The sequence below is a fragment of the Cyanobium sp. Tous-M-B4 genome, assembly GCF_024345395.1.
In the GTDB taxonomy this organism is placed as follows: Bacteria; Cyanobacteriota; Cyanobacteriia; order PCC-6307; family Cyanobiaceae; genus Cyanobium_A.
On the sequence record NZ_JAGQBA010000003.1, the window covers coordinates 62545 to 78998 of the forward strand.

General features: G+C 61.4%; 21 protein-coding genes and 1 other RNA gene. 11 read left to right on the plus strand and 11 right to left on the minus strand.

Going from position 1 to position 16454, the window contains the following annotated elements:
- Window positions 1-23: 23 nt before the first annotated feature.
- Window positions 24-311: a YggT family protein gene (locus KBY73_RS06610; RefSeq protein WP_254936311.1), complete on the plus strand. Its 288-nt coding sequence runs from the start codon at window positions 24-26 to the stop codon at window positions 309-311.
- Here KBY73_RS06610 and KBY73_RS06615 read toward each other — a convergent pair.
- Window positions 305-766: a hypothetical protein gene (locus KBY73_RS06615; RefSeq protein WP_396096834.1), complete on the minus strand. Its 462-nt coding sequence runs from the start codon at window positions 764-766 to the stop codon at window positions 305-307. The two genes, KBY73_RS06610 and KBY73_RS06615, sit on opposite strands and share 7 nt — an antisense overlap.
- A 47-nt stretch (window positions 767-813) precedes the next feature.
- Entirely contained in the window at window positions 814-1143 is a 330-nt protein-coding gene (locus KBY73_RS06620) for a nucleoside triphosphate pyrophosphohydrolase family protein (RefSeq protein ID WP_254936312.1), read from the minus strand.
- A 57-nt stretch (window positions 1144-1200) separates the two neighbouring features.
- On the opposite strand from KBY73_RS06620, the gene pyk reads away from it, so the two are divergent.
- The 4 genes from pyk (at window position 1201) to ftsH (ending at window position 6678) form a co-directional block, all read left to right on the plus strand.
- Window positions 1201-2985: a pyruvate kinase gene (gene pyk, locus KBY73_RS06625; protein WP_254936313.1), complete on the plus strand. Its 1785-nt coding sequence runs from the start codon at window positions 1201-1203 to the stop codon at window positions 2983-2985.
- 23 nt (window positions 2986-3008) lie between these two features.
- The gene (locus KBY73_RS06630) at window positions 3009-4238 is read left to right on the plus strand and encodes an ABC transporter permease (protein WP_254936314.1); all 1230 of its coding nucleotides are present in this window, start codon (window positions 3009-3011) and stop codon (window positions 4236-4238) included.
- A gap of 141 nt (window positions 4239-4379) precedes the next feature.
- Entirely contained in the window at window positions 4380-4703 is a 324-nt protein-coding gene (locus KBY73_RS06635; RefSeq protein ID WP_254936643.1) for a DUF1830 domain-containing protein, read from the plus strand.
- 58 nt (window positions 4704-4761) lie between these two features.
- Window positions 4762-6678: an ATP-dependent zinc metalloprotease FtsH gene (gene ftsH / locus KBY73_RS06640; protein ID WP_254936315.1), complete on the plus strand. Its 1917-nt coding sequence runs from the start codon at window positions 4762-4764 to the stop codon at window positions 6676-6678.
- Here the strand turns inward: ftsH and KBY73_RS06645 are convergent, their stop codons facing one another.
- The gene (locus KBY73_RS06645) at window positions 6679-6984 is read right to left on the minus strand and encodes a hypothetical protein (protein ID WP_254936316.1); all 306 of its coding nucleotides are present in this window, start codon (window positions 6982-6984) and stop codon (window positions 6679-6681) included.
- Window positions 6985-7162: 178 nt separating this feature from the next.
- Here KBY73_RS06645 and KBY73_RS06650 point away from each other — a divergent pair, with 178 nt between their 5' ends.
- Together KBY73_RS06650 and KBY73_RS06655 are read left to right on the plus strand one after the other, a co-directional pair.
- Window positions 7163-8242 carry an ecdysteroid 22-kinase family protein gene (locus KBY73_RS06650; protein WP_254936317.1) on the plus strand — a complete coding sequence of 360 codons (1080 nt, stop codon included), beginning with the start codon at window positions 7163-7165 and terminating at the stop codon, window positions 8240-8242.
- A gap of 196 nt (window positions 8243-8438) precedes the next feature.
- A complete protein-coding gene (locus KBY73_RS06655) occupies window positions 8439-8981 on the plus strand; it encodes an outer membrane protein (RefSeq protein WP_254936318.1) in 543 nt (180 codons plus the stop codon).
- A gap of 83 nt (window positions 8982-9064) precedes the next feature.
- On the opposite strand, the gene clpP is transcribed toward KBY73_RS06655, so the two are convergent.
- Window positions 9065-9655 (minus strand): ATP-dependent Clp endopeptidase proteolytic subunit ClpP, encoded by a 591-nt coding sequence (gene clpP, locus KBY73_RS06660; protein WP_106501623.1) that lies wholly within the window; start codon window positions 9653-9655, stop codon window positions 9065-9067.
- A 76-nt stretch (window positions 9656-9731) separates the two neighbouring features.
- Here clpP and psb29 point away from each other — a divergent pair, with 76 nt between their 5' ends.
- Window positions 9732-10448 (plus strand): photosystem II biogenesis protein Psp29, encoded by a 717-nt coding sequence (gene psb29 / locus KBY73_RS06665; protein WP_254936319.1) that lies wholly within the window; start codon window positions 9732-9734, stop codon window positions 10446-10448.
- Here psb29 and KBY73_RS06670 read toward each other — a convergent pair.
- Genes KBY73_RS06670 through petN form a run of 4 tightly spaced genes read right to left on the minus strand, consistent with a single transcriptional unit; the run spans window position 10408 to window position 13308 of the window.
- Window positions 10408-11703, minus strand: a complete 1296-nt coding sequence (locus tag KBY73_RS06670) for a hypothetical protein (RefSeq protein ID WP_254936320.1) — start codon at window positions 11701-11703, stop codon at window positions 10408-10410. The two genes, psb29 and KBY73_RS06670, sit on opposite strands and share 41 nt — an antisense overlap.
- Window positions 11700-13037, minus strand: coding sequence for a CofH family radical SAM protein (locus KBY73_RS06675; protein WP_254936321.1), 1338 nt, complete (start codon window positions 13035-13037; stop codon window positions 11700-11702). Before KBY73_RS06675 ends, KBY73_RS06670 begins: the two co-directional genes overlap by 4 nt.
- Window positions 13034-13186 (minus strand): hypothetical protein, encoded by a 153-nt coding sequence (locus KBY73_RS06680; RefSeq protein ID WP_254936322.1) that lies wholly within the window; start codon window positions 13184-13186, stop codon window positions 13034-13036. Before KBY73_RS06680 ends, KBY73_RS06675 begins: the two co-directional genes overlap by 4 nt.
- Window positions 13187-13206: 20 nt before the next feature.
- Complete coding sequence (petN, locus tag KBY73_RS06685; RefSeq protein ID WP_106501620.1) at window positions 13207-13308, minus strand: cytochrome b6-f complex subunit PetN; 102 nt, start codon at window positions 13306-13308, stop codon at window positions 13207-13209.
- 70 nt (window positions 13309-13378) lie between these two features.
- On the opposite strand from petN, the gene clpS reads away from it, so the two are divergent.
- Both clpS and KBY73_RS06695 read left to right on the plus strand, forming a co-directional pair.
- The gene (gene clpS, locus KBY73_RS06690) at window positions 13379-13675 is read left to right on the plus strand and encodes an ATP-dependent Clp protease adapter ClpS (protein ID WP_254936323.1); all 297 of its coding nucleotides are present in this window, start codon (window positions 13379-13381) and stop codon (window positions 13673-13675) included.
- Window positions 13675-13992, plus strand: a complete 318-nt coding sequence (locus tag KBY73_RS06695; RefSeq protein ID WP_106501619.1) for a DUF2103 domain-containing protein — start codon at window positions 13675-13677, stop codon at window positions 13990-13992. Before clpS ends, KBY73_RS06695 begins: the two co-directional genes overlap by 1 nt.
- On the opposite strand, the gene KBY73_RS06700 is transcribed toward KBY73_RS06695, so the two are convergent.
- Window positions 13947-14345, minus strand: a complete 399-nt coding sequence (locus KBY73_RS06700) for a hypothetical protein (protein ID WP_254936324.1) — start codon at window positions 14343-14345, stop codon at window positions 13947-13949. The two genes, KBY73_RS06695 and KBY73_RS06700, sit on opposite strands and share 46 nt — an antisense overlap.
- Window positions 14346-14426: 81 nt before the next feature.
- Between KBY73_RS06700 and KBY73_RS06705 the strand changes: the two genes are divergently transcribed.
- The gene (locus tag KBY73_RS06705) at window positions 14427-15074 is read left to right on the plus strand and encodes an NAD(P)H-dependent oxidoreductase (RefSeq protein ID WP_254936325.1); all 648 of its coding nucleotides are present in this window, start codon (window positions 14427-14429) and stop codon (window positions 15072-15074) included.
- A gap of 8 nt (window positions 15075-15082) precedes the next feature.
- Here KBY73_RS06705 and ssrS read toward each other — a convergent pair.
- Together ssrS and KBY73_RS06715 are read right to left on the minus strand one after the other, a co-directional pair.
- Window positions 15083-15264, minus strand: a non-coding RNA gene (gene ssrS / locus KBY73_RS06710) — 6S RNA.
- A gap of 15 nt (window positions 15265-15279) precedes the next feature.
- Complete coding sequence (locus KBY73_RS06715; RefSeq protein ID WP_254936326.1) at window positions 15280-16437, minus strand: 5-(carboxyamino)imidazole ribonucleotide synthase; 1158 nt, start codon at window positions 16435-16437, stop codon at window positions 15280-15282.
- Window positions 16438-16454 lie beyond the last annotated feature (17 nt).

Sequence of the window (16454 nt, forward strand, 5' to 3'; positions counted from 1 at the left end):
AGTTGGCCCACTAACAAAATTCCATGGACGCCCTGAGTTTCCTGCTGCAGGTTCTGGCCCAGACCCTCAGCATCTACACCCTGGTGTTGCTGGTTCGGGTATTGCTGAGCTGGTTTCCCAATCTCGACTGGGGCAACCCCGTGCTTTCGACGGTGAGCTCGATCACTGATCCCTACCTGAACGCCTTCCGCGGCCTGATTCCGCCCCTAGGCGGCTTAGACCTTTCGGCGATCGTGGCCTTCATTGCCCTGCAACTGGTGCAGAGCCTGCTCGAAGGAGCCAGCGTTTCGGTGCTGGGAGCTGGTTACTGATCAGCTAACGCCTGTTCAAGAGGCAGCAGCTCGTCATCGACGCCAGCGCGGCTGCGCACTGGAGCACTGAAACCCCTTGCCTTGACATTGCGGAAGCTCAGCGGTCCAGGGGTGCCAGCCGGCACCGATAGGCGCAGGGCAAAGGCAGAGGTGCCAGGGGGCACATCACCGATCGAACCCACCCGGGTGCGGTTTTGCAGCACCGGCTCGCCACTTGAATCAACGATCAGGGCAAAGACGTCGGTGTCAACAACGGGCTTGCGGGTGGGATTCACCACGCTGCCGCGCAGGGCATAGCAGCTGGCGCCAGCCGGACGCCGCAATTCCGGCTGGGCGCCGATGTCCTCGGCGGGGCAGGGCTCGATGCTCAGCTCAGATACCTGCAGATCTGCTGCCCAGGCAGGAGCTGGCAGCAACAGCCCACCAATGACTAGGAGGCCGAGCAGCCGCCCCAGCCACTTGGCGAGCCCATGCCGTGGCCCAAGCTCATTACCTTGCTTGCTCACCGCCTGTCACCACTGCCTCCAATCACGTTACGGGCGGCGCGGCTGGCCAGTTTGTCGAGGTTGGTCTGGGCAATTTCCTCTAGCTCCAGGCCAAGTTCAGAAGCGAGCTGGGCCACGTACCAGAGCACATCACCAAGCTCGAGCTGCAGGTCTGCAATCACCTCAGGCGAGAAGCTGCCCTGCCGGTCGCGCAGCACCTTTTTGACCTTGTCGGCCACCTCTCCAGCCTCACCGCACAGCCCCAAGGTGGGATAGATGGGGTTGGCGCCGACATCTGGGTAGCGGGCCGTGGCGCGGCAACGCTCTTGGTACAACTGAAAATCCACCTATGGCTGCCCATTGCAGGCCTGGATGGTAGTTTCCAGTCGTCTGTTGGCGTTTATATGCCCCAGCCCGATCTCATGCGTCGCACCAAGATCGTGGCCACGATCGGGCCTGCCACGGAATCCGCCGAACGTCTGCGCGAGTTGGTGGCCGCCGGCGCCACTACTTTCCGTCTCAATTTTTCTCACGGCGACCACAGCGAGCATGCGGCTCGCATCGCCACGATTCGGCAGGTGTCAACGGAGCTGGGCATTGAGCTCGGCATCCTTCAAGACCTGCAGGGTCCCAAAATTCGTTTGGGACGCTTTGCCGATGGGCCGATCACCCTGGCCAAGGGCGATCAGTTCACCCTCACATCTAGGGATGTGGCCTGCAATCAGAAGATTGCCACCGTCACCTACGCAGGCTTAGCCGATGAGGTGGTTCCAGGCAGTCGCATCCTGCTTGATGACGGCCGGGTGGAGATGGTGGTCGACAGCGTCGACAAGCCCGAGCAGACCCTGTTTTGCAGCGTCACCGTTGGTGGAGTGCTCTCTAACAACAAGGGGGTCAATTTCCCTGATGTGCAGCTCTCTATCCGTGCCCTCACCGAGAAAGACCGCATAGATCTGGCCTTTGGGCTGAAGCAGGGGGTTGATTGGGTAGCCCTGAGCTTTGTGCGCAACCCCTCGGACATGCGCGAGATCCGCGAGCTGATCCGCAGCCACGGCCACAACACACCTGTGGTGGCCAAGATCGAAAAGTTTGAGGCCATTGATCAGATCGATGACATCCTGCCCCTCTGCGACGGGGTGATGGTGGCTCGTGGCGACCTGGGCGTTGAGATGCCCGCAGAAGAAGTTCCCCTGTTGCAGAAGGAGCTGATTCGCAAGGCCAACAGTCTCGGCATCCCGGTGATCACGGCCACCCAGATGCTCGACTCAATGGTGAGCTGCCCCAGGCCCACCCGGGCCGAGGTGAGCGACGTAGCCAACGCCATCCTCGACGGCACTGATGCCGTGATGCTCTCTAATGAGAGCGCTGTGGGCGATTTCCCCGTAGAAGCGGTGGCCACCATGGCCATAATCGCCCGGCGCATCGAGCGGGATTACCCCCAGCGGGTGCTCGATAGCCACATGGCAACCACCATCCCCAATGCCATCTGCCAGGCGGTGAGCAGCATTGCTCGACAGCTCAATGCGGCCGCAATTTTGCCGCTCACCAAGGGGGGCTCAACTGCTCGCAATGTCAGCAAGTTCCGCCCCAGTACCCCAATTCTGGCGATAACCAGCGAGGTGAATGTGGCCCGGCAGCTGCAGCTTTGCTGGGGCGTCAACCCCTTGGTAGTGGAAGAGCAGGCCTCCTCCACCAGCACCTTCAGCCTGGCCATGGGCATGGCACGCGAGCTGGGTTTTCTACGCGATGGCGACCTAGTCGTTCAAACAGCCGGCACCCTCTCGGGTATCAGCGGCTCCACCGACTTCATCAAGGTGGGCATCGTCTCCGCCGTGCTCTCTAAGGGAACCGGCGTCGGCACTGGATCCGTGAGCGGTCGAGTGCGTCTGGTTGACAGTCCAGAGGCAGCGGCGGCAATCCAATCTGGCGAAATCCTGGTGGTGCATGAAACCAGCGCCGATTACGTCGAGGCGATTCGCAAAGCCAAAGGGGTAATTACAGAAGCCGGTGGGCTCGAAAGCCATGCCGCCTTGATCGCCGAACGCACTGGCGTACCAACAATTGTGGGGGTCTGTAACGCGATCGCCAACCTGCGTCAGGGGGAAATTGTGACCCTGGATCTCCAGCGCGGCGAGGTGCATCGCGGCGCCCGCAGCCACGACGCCGACGACAGACCCGCCATCGTTTAAGGCCAGCCGCCGCCACCGCAGCCATGCCAACCAAGCTCCCCATGCGGGAAACCGTGGGCATGGCCCTGAGCACCCTGCGCTCCAATCGGTTGCGCAGTTTGCTGACCATGCTCGGCATCGTCATCGGCAATGCCTCCGTGATCACCTTGGTGGGGGTGGGGCGAGGCGCCCAGAACCTGGCCGAAGGGCAGCTAAGCAATCTCGGCGCCAACGTGCTGTTTGTAGTGCCTGGCAACAACGACACCCGGCGCCAAGGCATTGACTTCCCAAAAAACCTCGTGCTCGAAGATGCGCTTGCCATCGGCGAGCAGGTACCCAGCGTCAAGCGGGTAGCCCCCCAGATCACCTTGAGCGAGGTGGTTCAGGCGGGCGGACTGAGCAGCTCTACTTCAATTTTCGGGGTTACACCGGAGTTTCTTCCGGTACGTCAATTTGAGATTGCCCAGGGGCGCTTCTTCACAGCCAGCGATCTCAACGGCGCTCGCAATGTCACCGTGGTGGGGCCCGACCTGGGCGCAAAGATGTTTCCAGGCAAGGCGCCTGTGGGGCGCCAGCTACGTATTCGCAACCAGCTGTTCGAAGTGATCGGCGTTCTTGAACCCAAGGGAGCCGTGTTTGGTCAAAACCAAGACGAGAACGCCTACGTGCCCCTCAGCACCATGGTGAGCAAGCTTTCAGGACGCGACCCCACCTACGGGGTCAGCCTTAATTTCATCAGCGTCGAAGCCCGCGACGAGCAGAGCACGGGGGCCGCGAGCTTTCAAATCACCAACCTGCTGCGCCAGCGGCACCGGATCCTGCGGGAAGACGATTTTGCTGTGCGCTCCCAGAAGGATGCCCTCACGATTGTGAGCACAATCACTGGTGGCCTCACCTTGATGCTGGCTGCCATTGGTGCCGTCTCGCTGCTGGTAGGCGGCATCGGCATCATGAACATCATGTTGGTGTCGGTAAGTGAGCGCACCGAGGAGATTGGCCTGCGCAAAGCCCTCGGGGCCCGCAGTGGCGATGTGTTGCTGCAGTTTCTGGTGGAGTCGCTGGTGCTCGCCAGCCTCGGCGGTGTCATCGGCAGCGCGGTGGGCCTTGGCACGGTGGCTGTGGTCGGCGCTCTGACACCCCTACCGGCATCGATTGGTGCGGCCACGGTGCTGGTCACGGTGGGGCTGTCCGGTTCGATTGGCCTTTTCTTCGGCGTAGTGCCCGCCCGCCGGGCTGCGCGCCTCGACCCAATCGTTGCCTTGCGCAGCCTTTGAAACGCTCTGGAGAGCCGGCAGCGCGACAGGGCGAAACCAGAAAAAACCATTAAAAACCAAAAACAGTGGCCTCCGTCACTAAACCCGCACTCAAGCCAGTGGCTTTATGGGTGGAGAAATCGGGATTCAGACGTGGCCCACATGGCGTGCAGTTACCGCAATACCAGCGATCGGATGGTGATCCTGCGCTGCATCGGTCCCGAGGAGTTCTTCCTCGAACGAGTGGTGTTTCCCTTCGAGCTTCTCAGCTTCCAGTGCCCACCAAGCAGCGTGGTGAAGATCTGGACCCACGGCCTTGGCGGGCCCGAATTGGTGGAGACCGTTAACGCAGGCGATCTACTCAACGAGGCAGCGTGCCAACCAGCTCAATCAGCCCAACCGACCCAACTCGAAGCGCTGCCCAGTTCGCGCGGCTACCTCCCCGGTCTGCCGGATGGCGAGCTGCCTTGGGCAACGGCCAGCTGATGCTGGGCTCGGGGAGGGGCCCTGGCGCCGTTACACTTGTCAACAAAGTGTCTCAGCTATGAACCAGCGCTGGCGTCTGATTGCCCTCTGGCTACTGCCCCTTGCAGTGGTCGCATTCCTCGGATGGCAGCTGCTTGGTAACGGCGGCACGGCCCGTTTCAAACCAGAAGGCGCCACGGTTGCTCCCCGCAATGCGGCAGTAGCCAGAATGAGCTATGGCCGCTTCCTCGATTACGTCGATGCGGGCCGCGTAACAGCTGTCGACATCTTCGACGGCGGTCGCAGTGCAGTTATCGAGGCTGTGGATCCTGACCTCGACAATCGGGTGCAGCGTCTGCGCGTAGACCTGCCCGGCGTTGCTCCAGAGCTGGTCAACAAGCTCAAAGAGCAGGGCATCAGCTTCGATATTCATCCACCCAAAACCGCTCCACCAGCTCTTGGATTGCTCGGCAATCTGCTCTTCCCATTGCTGCTGATCGGTTCGCTGATCTTCCTTTCTCGCCGCGGCAACGGCATGCCCGGGGGCCCCGGTCAGGCGATGCAATTCGGCAAAACAAAAGCCCGCTTCGCTATGGAAGCTGAAACTGGCGTCAAATTTGACGACGTGGCTGGTGTTGAAGAAGCCAAGCAGGACCTCCAGGAAGTTGTCACCTTCCTAAAAACCCCCGAGCGCTTCACTTCAGTTGGCGCCAAGATCCCCAAAGGCGTGCTGCTGGTAGGACCTCCCGGTACCGGCAAAACCCTGCTTGCCAAGGCAATTGCTGGCGAAGCTGGAGTCCCCTTTTTCTCGCTTTCAGGTTCTGAATTCGTTGAAATGTTTGTTGGGGTGGGTGCCAGCCGGGTTCGCGACCTGTTCAAGCGGGCTAAAGAAAACAGCCCTTGTTTGATCTTCATCGACGAGATCGATGCGGTTGGACGTCAGCGTGGTGCCGGTGTCGGCGGCGGTAACGACGAGAGGGAGCAAACCCTCAACCAGCTGCTCACCGAGATGGACGGCTTTGAAGGCAATAGCGGCATCATCATCATTGCTGCAACAAACCGAGCCGACGTGCTCGATTCAGCCCTGCTGCGCCCAGGTCGCTTCGATCGACAGGTTCAAGTAGATGTGCCAGACATCAAAGGAAGGCTGTCTGTGCTCAAGGTGCACAGCCGCGATAAAAAGCTGGCCGACGATGTGAGCCTCGAAGTGATTGCACGCCGTACCCCGGGCTTCTCAGGCGCCGATCTTGCCAACCTGCTCAACGAAGCAGCAATCCTCACAGCCCGACGCCGCAAGGAGGCAACCTCACTTGCCGAAATTGATGATGCCGTTGACCGGATCATTGCCGGCATGGAGGGCAAGCCCCTCACCGATGGCCGCAGCAAGCGACTGATCGCCTATCACGAAGTGGGCCATGCCCTGGTGGGAACCCTGGTTCAGGCCCATGACCCTGTTCAGAAGGTCACCCTGATCCCACGGGGCCAGGCCCAAGGCCTTACCTGGTTCTCTCCAGACGAGGAGCAGATGTTGGTGAGCCGGGCCCAGCTCCGTGCTCGCATCATGGGTGCCCTCGGCGGCCGGGCTGCCGAGGATGTGGTCTTCGGCCACGCAGAGGTCACAACCGGTGCCGGTGGTGACATCCAGCAGGTCGCCTCAATTGCCCGCCAAATGGTCACCCGGTTTGGCATGAGCGATCTTGGCCAGGTCTCCTTTGAGGCTGGCAACCAAGAGGTTTTCTTGGGCCGCGACCTAATGACACGCAGTGATGGCTCCGATCGCCTTGCCAGCAAGATCGATGACGCCGTGCGCCAGATGGTGCACAGCTGCTACGCAGACACCGTCAAGTTGGTGGCAGAGCACCGCGCCTGCATGGATCGAGTAGTTGAGCTACTGATCGAGAAAGAGAGCCTCGATGGTGAAGAATTCCGCGCCATCGTGGCCGAATTCACGGCAATTCCAGAAAAGGAGCGCTTCTCGCCCCTGCTGGCCGGCTGATCAAGCAGTGGCGCTAGCCATAACAGGACCGGCATCCACGCGACTCGCCGTGGGTGCCGTTTGTGGGTGCTCAGCTAGCCAGCGAACCACCCAGCCGGCCGCCACGCGATTCGACTCCTCAGCTGCCTCACTGCTCTCAAACACGCTTAGTGAGATCATCCGGTCACCGGCGTCACCCACGTCCACGAAGTAGTAGGCAATAAAACCTGGCAGTGCTTGCATTTCAGCTAGCAGCCCATCAAGCAAAGGCTGGGTGGCCTGAGCTGGATCCTTAATTCCCTCGTATTCGCGCAGGGTGGCGTACATAGGGCAGTTCTGAAGTGCGCCCCAACTTGGCCGCGCTGGTCCCATCCGTCAACCAACCCGTGTTCGAAGCTACTGAAGATGACCAATATGCCAGCCATGATTCGCAGGCCAGCACTAAAGGGAAGCGGCCCTAACCCAACTAAGGTTCATAGCCACGCACCCAATTGGACTTCTTGGTATGGCGGCCATCGATCCCACAGAAATGCTGGTAAAGCAGCCCGAACCGCAGTGGATCGGCGAGGCTCTCGGCACCAACGTCAAAAGCCTGGAAGCGAAGCTGCTGGGGGAGGGCAGGGGATTTCAATCGACAACTTGGCGCCTAGAGCTGAGCTGTGATCCACCGGAAAAAGGACCAGCAAGCGTAATTCTCAAAAGTGAAACATCCAATAAGGACTTCAATGAGTTCAGCCGGCTGAATAACGCCTTTGGTCGTGAGGTGGGTGTTTACACTCACTGCACTCCAAGAATAGAAAATCACAAACCGTCAGTCTTTGCAACCAATTCCTCTGAACCTTTTTGGTTGCTGATCGAGGATCTGACCCACCTACGTTCAGGCGATCAAGTCATCGGGCTGAGCTACCAGGAAACGTTGGCCACGATCCAGCGCATGGCTGCTATCCACGCCGAATTCTGGCTTGATCCTTCCTTGAACCAGCACAGCTGGTTGCCAAACCATGGCTTCTGGTTTGCAGACCCCAAAGCCGAAATCGTTGATGATTTCTTTGCCACCTACGGCGTCCGCTTCGGCACGGATGTTTGCCGGTTATATCGCGCGGTACTGGAGCAAAGCTCTGACATTGATCAGGCTCTCAATGACAGGCCTTGGACCCTCGTCCATGGTGATCTGCGCGCCGATAATTTGCTATTCGGCCATACGCTGGAAGATCCGGAGTCGGTGATAATTGATTGGTCCTGGGCCAGCCGTAGTTCAGCCGCTATTGATATCGCCTTTTTAATTGGCGGCAGCACGCCCCAGGCTCAGCGGCTTGGACGTCATGAAGACCTGCTGCTGGCGTGGCACCAAGAACTACTCAAGCTTGGAGTTTGCGATTACTCGCTTGAAGAGGCGCGATACGACCTGCAATTGGCAGCTCTAAGGACTATCACTGCCGGCATAGCCATGCATTCCTTCACGGGTCCAGACATTCCCATCCGGGCAGCCCTGTTCATGGATGACGCGATCCAGCGTCATGCGGCCTACGCCTTGGAAATTGACGCCTGGCAAGCTCTGCCCGATCCGAGTGCCTGGCATGCCTGATATTGATGTAAAGCTCGCCAACCCACCGCTGGCTCCCGGCCCCTATCTGCGCCTGGGGGCAGGCAGCGATTGGCCAAAGGCCAATGGTTTCAGTGACAACAAATGAGCCAGTCTGCAGCCCCCAGCCCTGTTTGGGTGCGGCACTGGCAATAACGGTCAAGCCCTTGGAGCTTCAGGCAGCTTCGAGCCGGCAGCAGTGATCGATGCAGCGGCGGGATATCGCTTCAACAGCTGGTTGCGGGCCGAAGCCCTGCTCAGCTGGCGGCCGGAGCTCGAGTTCAGCGGCCAAAGCAACTTCCTAGGGCTTGCCGGAGCCAACCAGCCTGTGACTGGCTCAGCCTCCTCGGTGGCCGGATTTGGGGTTGCCAATGTGGATCTGCCCAAAGTGGGGCGGATTCGCCCTTTCCTTGGCGCCGGCCTGGGTGTCGCCCGCAACAGCCTTAGCTCCGTTACCTATCGCTTCCCTGGCATCGCTGCAAATGCTGCCACTGTCACGCCCGATGGCAGCTCCAGCGATCTGGCCTACCTACTCACCGCAGGCATCAGCATTCCCCTTAATAAGCGGCTAGATCTCGACCTGGCCTATCGCTTTAGCGACCTTGGGGATGTGCGCACGAGCAGTGGTCAGGCTGGCTTGTCGCGACCGACGCTGCCAGCAGGCACCAAGATCCCTATCGGCGGAACCCAGGCAGCCCTGCAAGCCCATGGGGTGCAGCTGAGTTTGCGCTACTCATTTTAAATAAACACCCTAAAAAACCCTTTTTAAAAACTCTCTCAAAAAAACTTTTAATCAGATCTAGACTGAAAATGCTATTCAGTCCCTCAAACGGGACGCACGGGTCTCTTTTCGATCACCTTGTCGATCAAGCCGTACTCAACAGCCTCCGCGGGTGACATGAAAAAGTCGCGATCGGTGTCTTCCTCGATGCGGGGCAGGGCTTGGCCCGTGCGATCGCTGAGCTCCTGATTGAGCTTCTGCTTCAAGTAGAGGATTTCATTGGCCTGAATGCGGATATCGCTGGCCTGGCCGCGGGCGCCGCCCAAGGGCTGGTGGATCATGATCCGCGAATGGGTGAGGCTGCTGCGCTTACCCTTGGTGCCAGCACAAAGCAGGAAGGCACCCATCGAAGCGGCCAGACCAACGCAGACGGTCTGCACATCTGGCTTGATGTGCTGCATGGTGTCAAAAATTCCCAGACCGTCGTATACAGATCCGCCAGGTGAATTGATGTACATGAAAATATCCTTCTCGGGATCTTCCGCCTCTAGAAAGAGCAACTGGGCCACAACCCTGTTGGCCGACTCAGCAGTGACCGGTTCACCCAAAAAGATGATGCGCTCCCGCAGAAGCCGGGAATAGATGTCAAATGCGCGTTCACCCCGGCCCGACTCTTCAATCACGATCGGGATCATGGAGCTGAATTCGCAAGTAGTTCCGATCCTACTGAGCCTGGGCCGCTAAGGTCGATCAACCTTGGCCTAATCCAGCGTGAGTGCAGCCCTCACCGTTGCCGACAGCAAGCGGGAGTTTCACCGCGCCTTCCCCCACGTGATCGCACCGCTCTATCGCCGCATGGTGGATGAGCTGCTTGTGGAACTGCACCTGCTCAGCCGTCAAACCGGCTTTCGCAGTGATGCCCTGTTTGCCTGCGGTCTGATCCAGGTGTTCGACAGTTTTGCCAGGGGCTATCGCCCTGAGGGCCAGCGCCTACCCCTGCTCCAGGCCCTTTGCAGCGCTTCCGGCTTCGATGCCGACCAGTTGCGCCAGCAGCGAGACAGCGCCATGGCTGCCATGGGCAGCCACAGCGTCGAGCAGGTGAAGCAGTGGATCGAACAGGAGGGCTCGGGCGCACCCGAACCTCTTGCGACAGCTCTTGCTGGCATCCGCCGCCGCGATTTCCACTATTCGCGTTTGATGGCCGTAGGCCTGCTGAGCCTGCTTGAGCAGGCCCAAGGCGCAGATGCCTTGGATGCCTCCGCCCTACGCAGCTATGCCCACGATCTGGGCGGCGCCATGGGCTTGCTGCGCGAGCGACTCGACAAGGACCTGAGCCTCTACGCCACCAACCTCGAGAAAATGGCCCAGGCCGTTGAGCTAATGGCGGAAACCGTTGCGGCTGAACGCCGTAAACGGGAGCGGCAGCAACAGGAAGCCACAGAGGACCCTACCGAGATTGCAGCTGAAGCCGCCCCGTCAGCTGGCTGAGGGCTGAACCAGGAGCAGCTGGCACTGCCGTCAGGCTGAGCTGGCTAGCCAACTGGACGGGCTTGGGCAATTCAGGCGGCAGCAAGCCCCGCTCTGCAAGCGCTGCAGGCCGCAGCCGCAACTGCATCGAAGCGCCAAGGCCGGGCTGGCTCAGCACAGGCGTTGCTGCTACTGGAGTAGCGGCGGGTGGTTCGGGTCCAAGGAAGAGCAGCAGCTGGGGGCTGCTCGAACCAGCCAGCACCCAGCGCCAACCTCCCACGACTCGCCCATCCTGCTGGCGCCAGAGCGTCGCGGCTAAGGCCTTTGAGCCAGATTGCGTCGCCTCGAGCCCCTGGGTCTCGAGCGGTTCCACCAGCCCGGCGAGCATCTGGTTCCAGGGACGCCGATCCCCGAAGACCGCCAACTGCAGCTCCAGACCCGTCTGGAAGGGGCCCTGGGCCAGCTGGCGCAGTCGCAAGACAAAGGGCACACGACGCAACATGGTGATTTGGGCATCACCGATGCCGTAGCGAGCCGCCAGCGGTTCCCGGATCAGCTCGCGGCTCAGCAGCCCCTGCAATAAGCCCTCAAGGCCAGGACCGCGCCACTCCAGCAGCAACTCTGAGGGCAGGGGAGGAGGCACAACTGCTGGCGCCGCACGACCTGGGGCGGCCAGCAGGCCGCTGGCAGCAGCTGCTTCTCCAGCGAGCCCTAGGTTGGCGCCTTCGAGATCGAGACTCAAACATCCCTCCTGGAAGCGTTGCAACAGAGGGGCTGCAGGGCCGGCCATCACGCCAAGGCCAAGGGGGGCCCAGAAAACCGCTTGCTCCTGCTGCAAGCGCTGCAGGCAGCGCTGCTCCAGACCGCGGCGCTGACGTTGGGCCAAGTTGAGCTGGTCTTGCAGTAGCCGCTTGGCAAGGGGATCGGCTGCCACGACCACGAGGTCATCAACCCGAATTCCATGGGGAGGCAGGGGGCTTGCTGCTTGAAACTGATAGGCCAAAAAGGCGCCACCATCGCCATCGCGCCCCCAGAACTGCCACCAGAAGCGGCGCTGCTGACGCCAAATCCGACGCGCCTGAGCAGCGCCAAGGCGCTGGCTCCACAGGGCTGGCACCGGTCGCTCCGGGGCGGCCGGAAAGCTCTGCAGCAGGGCGGCCTGGCCCAGCAGCCGCTCCAGCCCCTCGGCCCGGGGCCGGGGGGATCGCAGCAGCAAGCCAGCCGGAAGCAGTAGCAACAGAACCGTCAGGGTGAGGGTCCAGCGCAAGCGGGTCACGCCACAGCTCCGTAGAGGGTGGTGCGGCGCCGTACCGGACGGCCAAGCCGCTGGGCAGCCGCCTCAAGCGCCTGGGGGGACTGGCGGGTGCCGCCGCTGGCACCCGCCATCGTGGTGATGTGCTCCTCCATCAAGGTGCCGCCCAGGTCATTGCAGCCCCAGCGCAGGGCCTCGGTGGCGCCTGCGAGGGTGAGCTTCACCCAGCTGGGCTGATGGAAACGAAACCAGGGCCCCAGCAACAGCCGGGCTTGGGCCGTGAGCAGCAACATCGCTGCAAGGTCGGGCTGGTCCCGTTGCACCCGGGAGCGCAGGGCAGCTGGCGCCGAGGCGCCCACAAACGGCAGCAGCACAAACTCAGTGAAACCCTGGCGCTGATGCTGCCAGGCGTAGCGCTGCACCGCCACCAGGGTCAGCAGGTGAGCCACCACGTCTGCCGGAGATTCGATGTGGCCTGCCATCAGGGTGCTGGTGGCTGGCAAGCCGTGCTCGTGCACCTGAAGCATCACCGCCACCCACTCCCGGGCCGTGAGTTTCTCCGGACAGAGCACCTGCCGCACCGGCTCACTGAGCACCTCTGCCGCCGTACCCGGCACCGATCCCAGGCCAGCCGCTTGCAGCCGCGCCAGCACCTGATCGAGGGGCAGCCCGTCGTGCTGGGCGAAATAAAGCAGCTCCTGGGGCGAAAAGGCATGCAGGTGCAACCCCGGTGCTGCCTGCTGCAACAGACCAAGCAACCGTTCGGCATAGGCCAGCTGACTGCCTGCCACCGTGGCAGCTGGGTTGAGTCCGCCCTGGATACAGAGCTCGGTGGCTCCAGCCTCAAGTGCCTCGGCGGCTTTTTGCTGCAGGTCTGCTTCGCTAAGCCAGTAGGCGCCGGGGTCGCCAGCATCGCGGCGGAAGGCGCAGAAGCTGCAGTGCTTGATGCAGTGGTTTGAAACGTTGAGGTTGCGGTTCACCACGTAGGTGACGATGTTGCCCGCTAGTTTTTGGCGCAGGCCGTCTGCAGCGCGGCGCAGCAATTCATCCTGCTCGGCATCAGCGCTGCGGCTCAGCAGGCTCAGACCGAGGGAGGCAAGCAAGGCCGGATCCCAGCTGCCCGGGTCGTGCTTATCGGTATCACAACCGAGCGGCGGCTTTGGCTGGGCCGAGTCAATGGCCGCAACTAAGTCTTCTAGGTCGAGGGCCTCTAGGTCGTGAGGCTCTAAGTCGAGGGCTTGCGAAAGGCTAAAGGGCTCAGCTGGGGGTGGCACCAGCAGCTCTGCTGCGCTCTGCCAGGCCCAATCGGCTAAGCCAGCAGGAGTGAAGGAAGGTGGCGAAGAGCCAGCGGCGCTCACTTGCGGCGCTTGGTTTCAAGGGCGTTGCGACGGCGACGATCACTCCACTCGATGATGGAGAGATAGATCACTCCTCCGCTGACAAACACCAGCAGCAACACCGCGATAGCGGAAAGCACCTGGGAGGCGGAGAGGTTCAGCTCAGGCACAGAGGATCGTCAAGGCCAGATCAGAACTTGATGCTGTTGTCGCCGTGACGACCCCAGACCACCATGGCGATGGAAAAGCTGAACAGAGCAGCCAAGGAGGCCCAACCCGCAGAGATCAACATGGTGCAGCTTGCAGTCGTTGACCGCACTTTACCTAGGCTGGAGCCCTAAAGGTGTTCGTCGTTGCAGTCCGTGGTTGTGGTCCTTTCCTCCGCCAGCCCCGTTCAGGAGCGACAGCGGCTGCGCCAGCCATACCCCGATTTCAAGGTGGTGGTGCTTGACGACGACTTCAACACCTTTCAGCACGTGGTGGAAACACTGGTGCGCATCATTCCCGCCATGCTCCCTGATAAGGCCTGGGAGCTGGCCCACCGCATCGACGGGGAGGGTTCGGCGGTGGTGTGGTGCGGCCCCCAGGAACAGGCTGAGCTCTACCACCAGCAGCTGGGAGCAGCCGGCCTGACCATGGCTCCTTTGGAGCGGGCCTGATGGGTCGGGTGGTCATCACCCACAGCACCTACGTGGAGGGGCTGATTCCGCTGCTCAAGCAACTTGCGCTCTGCCCAGGCATCGACACCGTCACCCCAGCGGTTATCAGCCGCGTGCGTGGCCGCAGCAGCCAGATGCGGCTGCGGGTTTCAGCTCCCATCACCGGGGGGCACAAGCTCGTGGCCCGCCGCGGCAGCAGCGTGCAGGAGGTGTTTGTAGTCACCGGCTGGAGCCGCGAGCAACTGCAGCAGTGCCTAGATCGCTTGCTAGGTCAGACACCACCCAACAGCAACTCACCGGAGGGTGAACGCTCGTAGGACGCCGCTGCCTGAAAGCGGGCAAAGGCGCCTCCCTCCCTAAACCAGGGCTCAATTTCAAGAATGAGCCCAGCCGGCTGCAGCTGCCAGCGCTGCTGAAGGTAGGCGGCATATTCCTCAGGGGTGCTCTGGGCGGCCTGCCAATGCACCACCGCGAAGCTCAAGGCGCTTACCCGCACGGTGCCCCCTTCGGATTCCTGAATCTCTTCTTCAAACAGGAAGGTGCGGAAGCGATCCTGGGCGTCGCGTCCCTCGAGGCAGTATTTGCGCAAGTAGAGCTCCCGAGCGCGAGGGAAAACCGGCCCTGGGGCGAGGGCCAGAAGGGCTTCAAAGGCCTGCTGAAAGGACTCCATCGAGGCTGGCGGCCGAATCCGACCATGGCAGTAACTAGGTCCAGAATGGCCCCTGATCCCCACCGTTGTCGCCACCCCACCATGCCGATCTCCCCCCAGCAGCTCAATGGGGCCATGGCCTGGCGCTACGCCACCAAGGTGTTTGACCCCAGTCGCCGCATTGACGACACCACCTGGGCGGCCCTGGAGGATGCCCTAGTGCAGAGCCCATCGAGCTATGGCCTGCAGCCCTGGAAATTTCTGGAGATAAACGACCCCGCCCTGCGCCAGCAGCTGCGCCCAGAGTCGTGGAACCAGAGCCAGATCACCGACTGCTCCCATCTGGTGGTGTTCCTGGTGCAACGCCAGATCGGCGCCGCCGAAGCCGATCGCCTAATCGAGACGATGGCAGCCGTTCGCGGCCTCGATTCCGCCGCCCTGGCCACCTACCGCCAGATGATCGACGTCGACCTGATCAATGGGCCCCGCAGCCAGCAGATCGAGCGCTGGGCCAGCAATCAGGTGTACATCGCCCTCGGCACCTTCATGACAGCTGCTGCCCTGCTGGAAGTGGACACCTGTGCCATCGAAGGTTTCGATCCCCTCGCCTATGACCGCATTCTCAACTTGGCAGACTCGCCCTACCGCAGCTGTGTGGTGTGTGCGGCTGGCTATCGCGACAGCAGCGATAAGTACGCCTCGCTGGCGAAGGTTCGCTATGCGCCTGCAGAACTGATCGAGAGGCGTTGATTTGAAGGGGGTGGACCGCCGTGCCGTTTTGCCCCAGTGTTCGACCTGGTAGAACCAGAAGAGGGTCAAGGACGGGGCGCCGTTTCCGGCTACGAGGCCGGTTTACGTTGCTTCCGCTGCAGACCCCCATGTCGAAAAGGGAGTCAGATCAGAAAACTGTAAAAGGCAGTCACCAACAAGGCAGTCCTATGGAAGTGTAGACCGATTACTGGTTTTGCGGGGGCAGGGGCCAGATGGATCGCACCCGCTCTAAAAGCTGTTCCGCCTGGCCAGCCCGTTCCTCAGCTGTGACCCCAGGCAGCAGCAGGGTGACGTGACCAAGCTTGCGTCCGGGGCTGGAGCCCTGCTTGCCATACCAGTGCACCGTGGCCTCCGGTATGGCAGCTAGATCGTCCCGCTGAGCCTGGTAGTCGGCTTCCGAACTTTCAAAGCCCAACAGATTCACCATCAGTGCCCCCGGCACCTGCAGGTCGACAGACCCCATAGCCAGGCCAGCGACGATCCGCACCTGCTGCTCGAACTGGCTTGTATGGGCTGCCTCGATCGTGAAATGGCCGGAATTGTGGGTGCGGGGGGCGATTTCATTGACCTGCAGACCGCACGGTCCATAAAAAAGCTCAATGGAGATCACGCCCACGTAATTGATCGCCGTGAGCAGGGAAGCGGCGATATTGCGGGCATAGGCCTGCACCGCATGGGGAACTGAGGCCGGCGCAATCACCCAGTCGCATACCTGCTGGTGCTGGTGGGTCTGCACCAAGGGGTAACACCGCACGTTGCCAGCCCGGTCGCGGCAGGCGAGCTGGGAGAGCTCCTGCTCAAAATTGACAAACTCCTCAAGAATCCAGTCGCCTAGGGGCACCCTTGCCAGCAGGGCCGTGAGATCTTCAGCGCAGCGCAACACGGCTGTCCCCTTGCCGTCGTAGCCGCCGGTGGAGGCCTTGGCCATCAATGGGTAGTTGAAGCCTTCAGGCAACAGGCCACTGGTGGGCAGATCGCACCAGCGCGGGCAAGGCAGGCCCAGACCCTGCAGCAACTGCCGCTGGCCCCGCTTACTGACTAGGGGAGCGAGGGCCTCCAGGCTTGGCAGAAAGACGACTCCATCAAAACTGAGCGGCGCCAGGGCCGGCAGATCTACCCATTCGTTTTCAAAGGTGATGGCGCCACTGCGGCGCGCCAGCTCCCGGGTGGCCGCCACATCGTCGAGTTCAGCAAGCACCACACTGCTGGCAAGGGCAGTGGCGGGATCCTGTGCCCCTGGTGTCAAAACATGCAGGGGCACATTGAGCTTGCGGGCAGCGGCGGCAAGCATCAAGGCCAATTGGCCGCCACCAACTACACCGATAGCAACTGGCTCAGTCACAGGGTTGGCACCAGCCA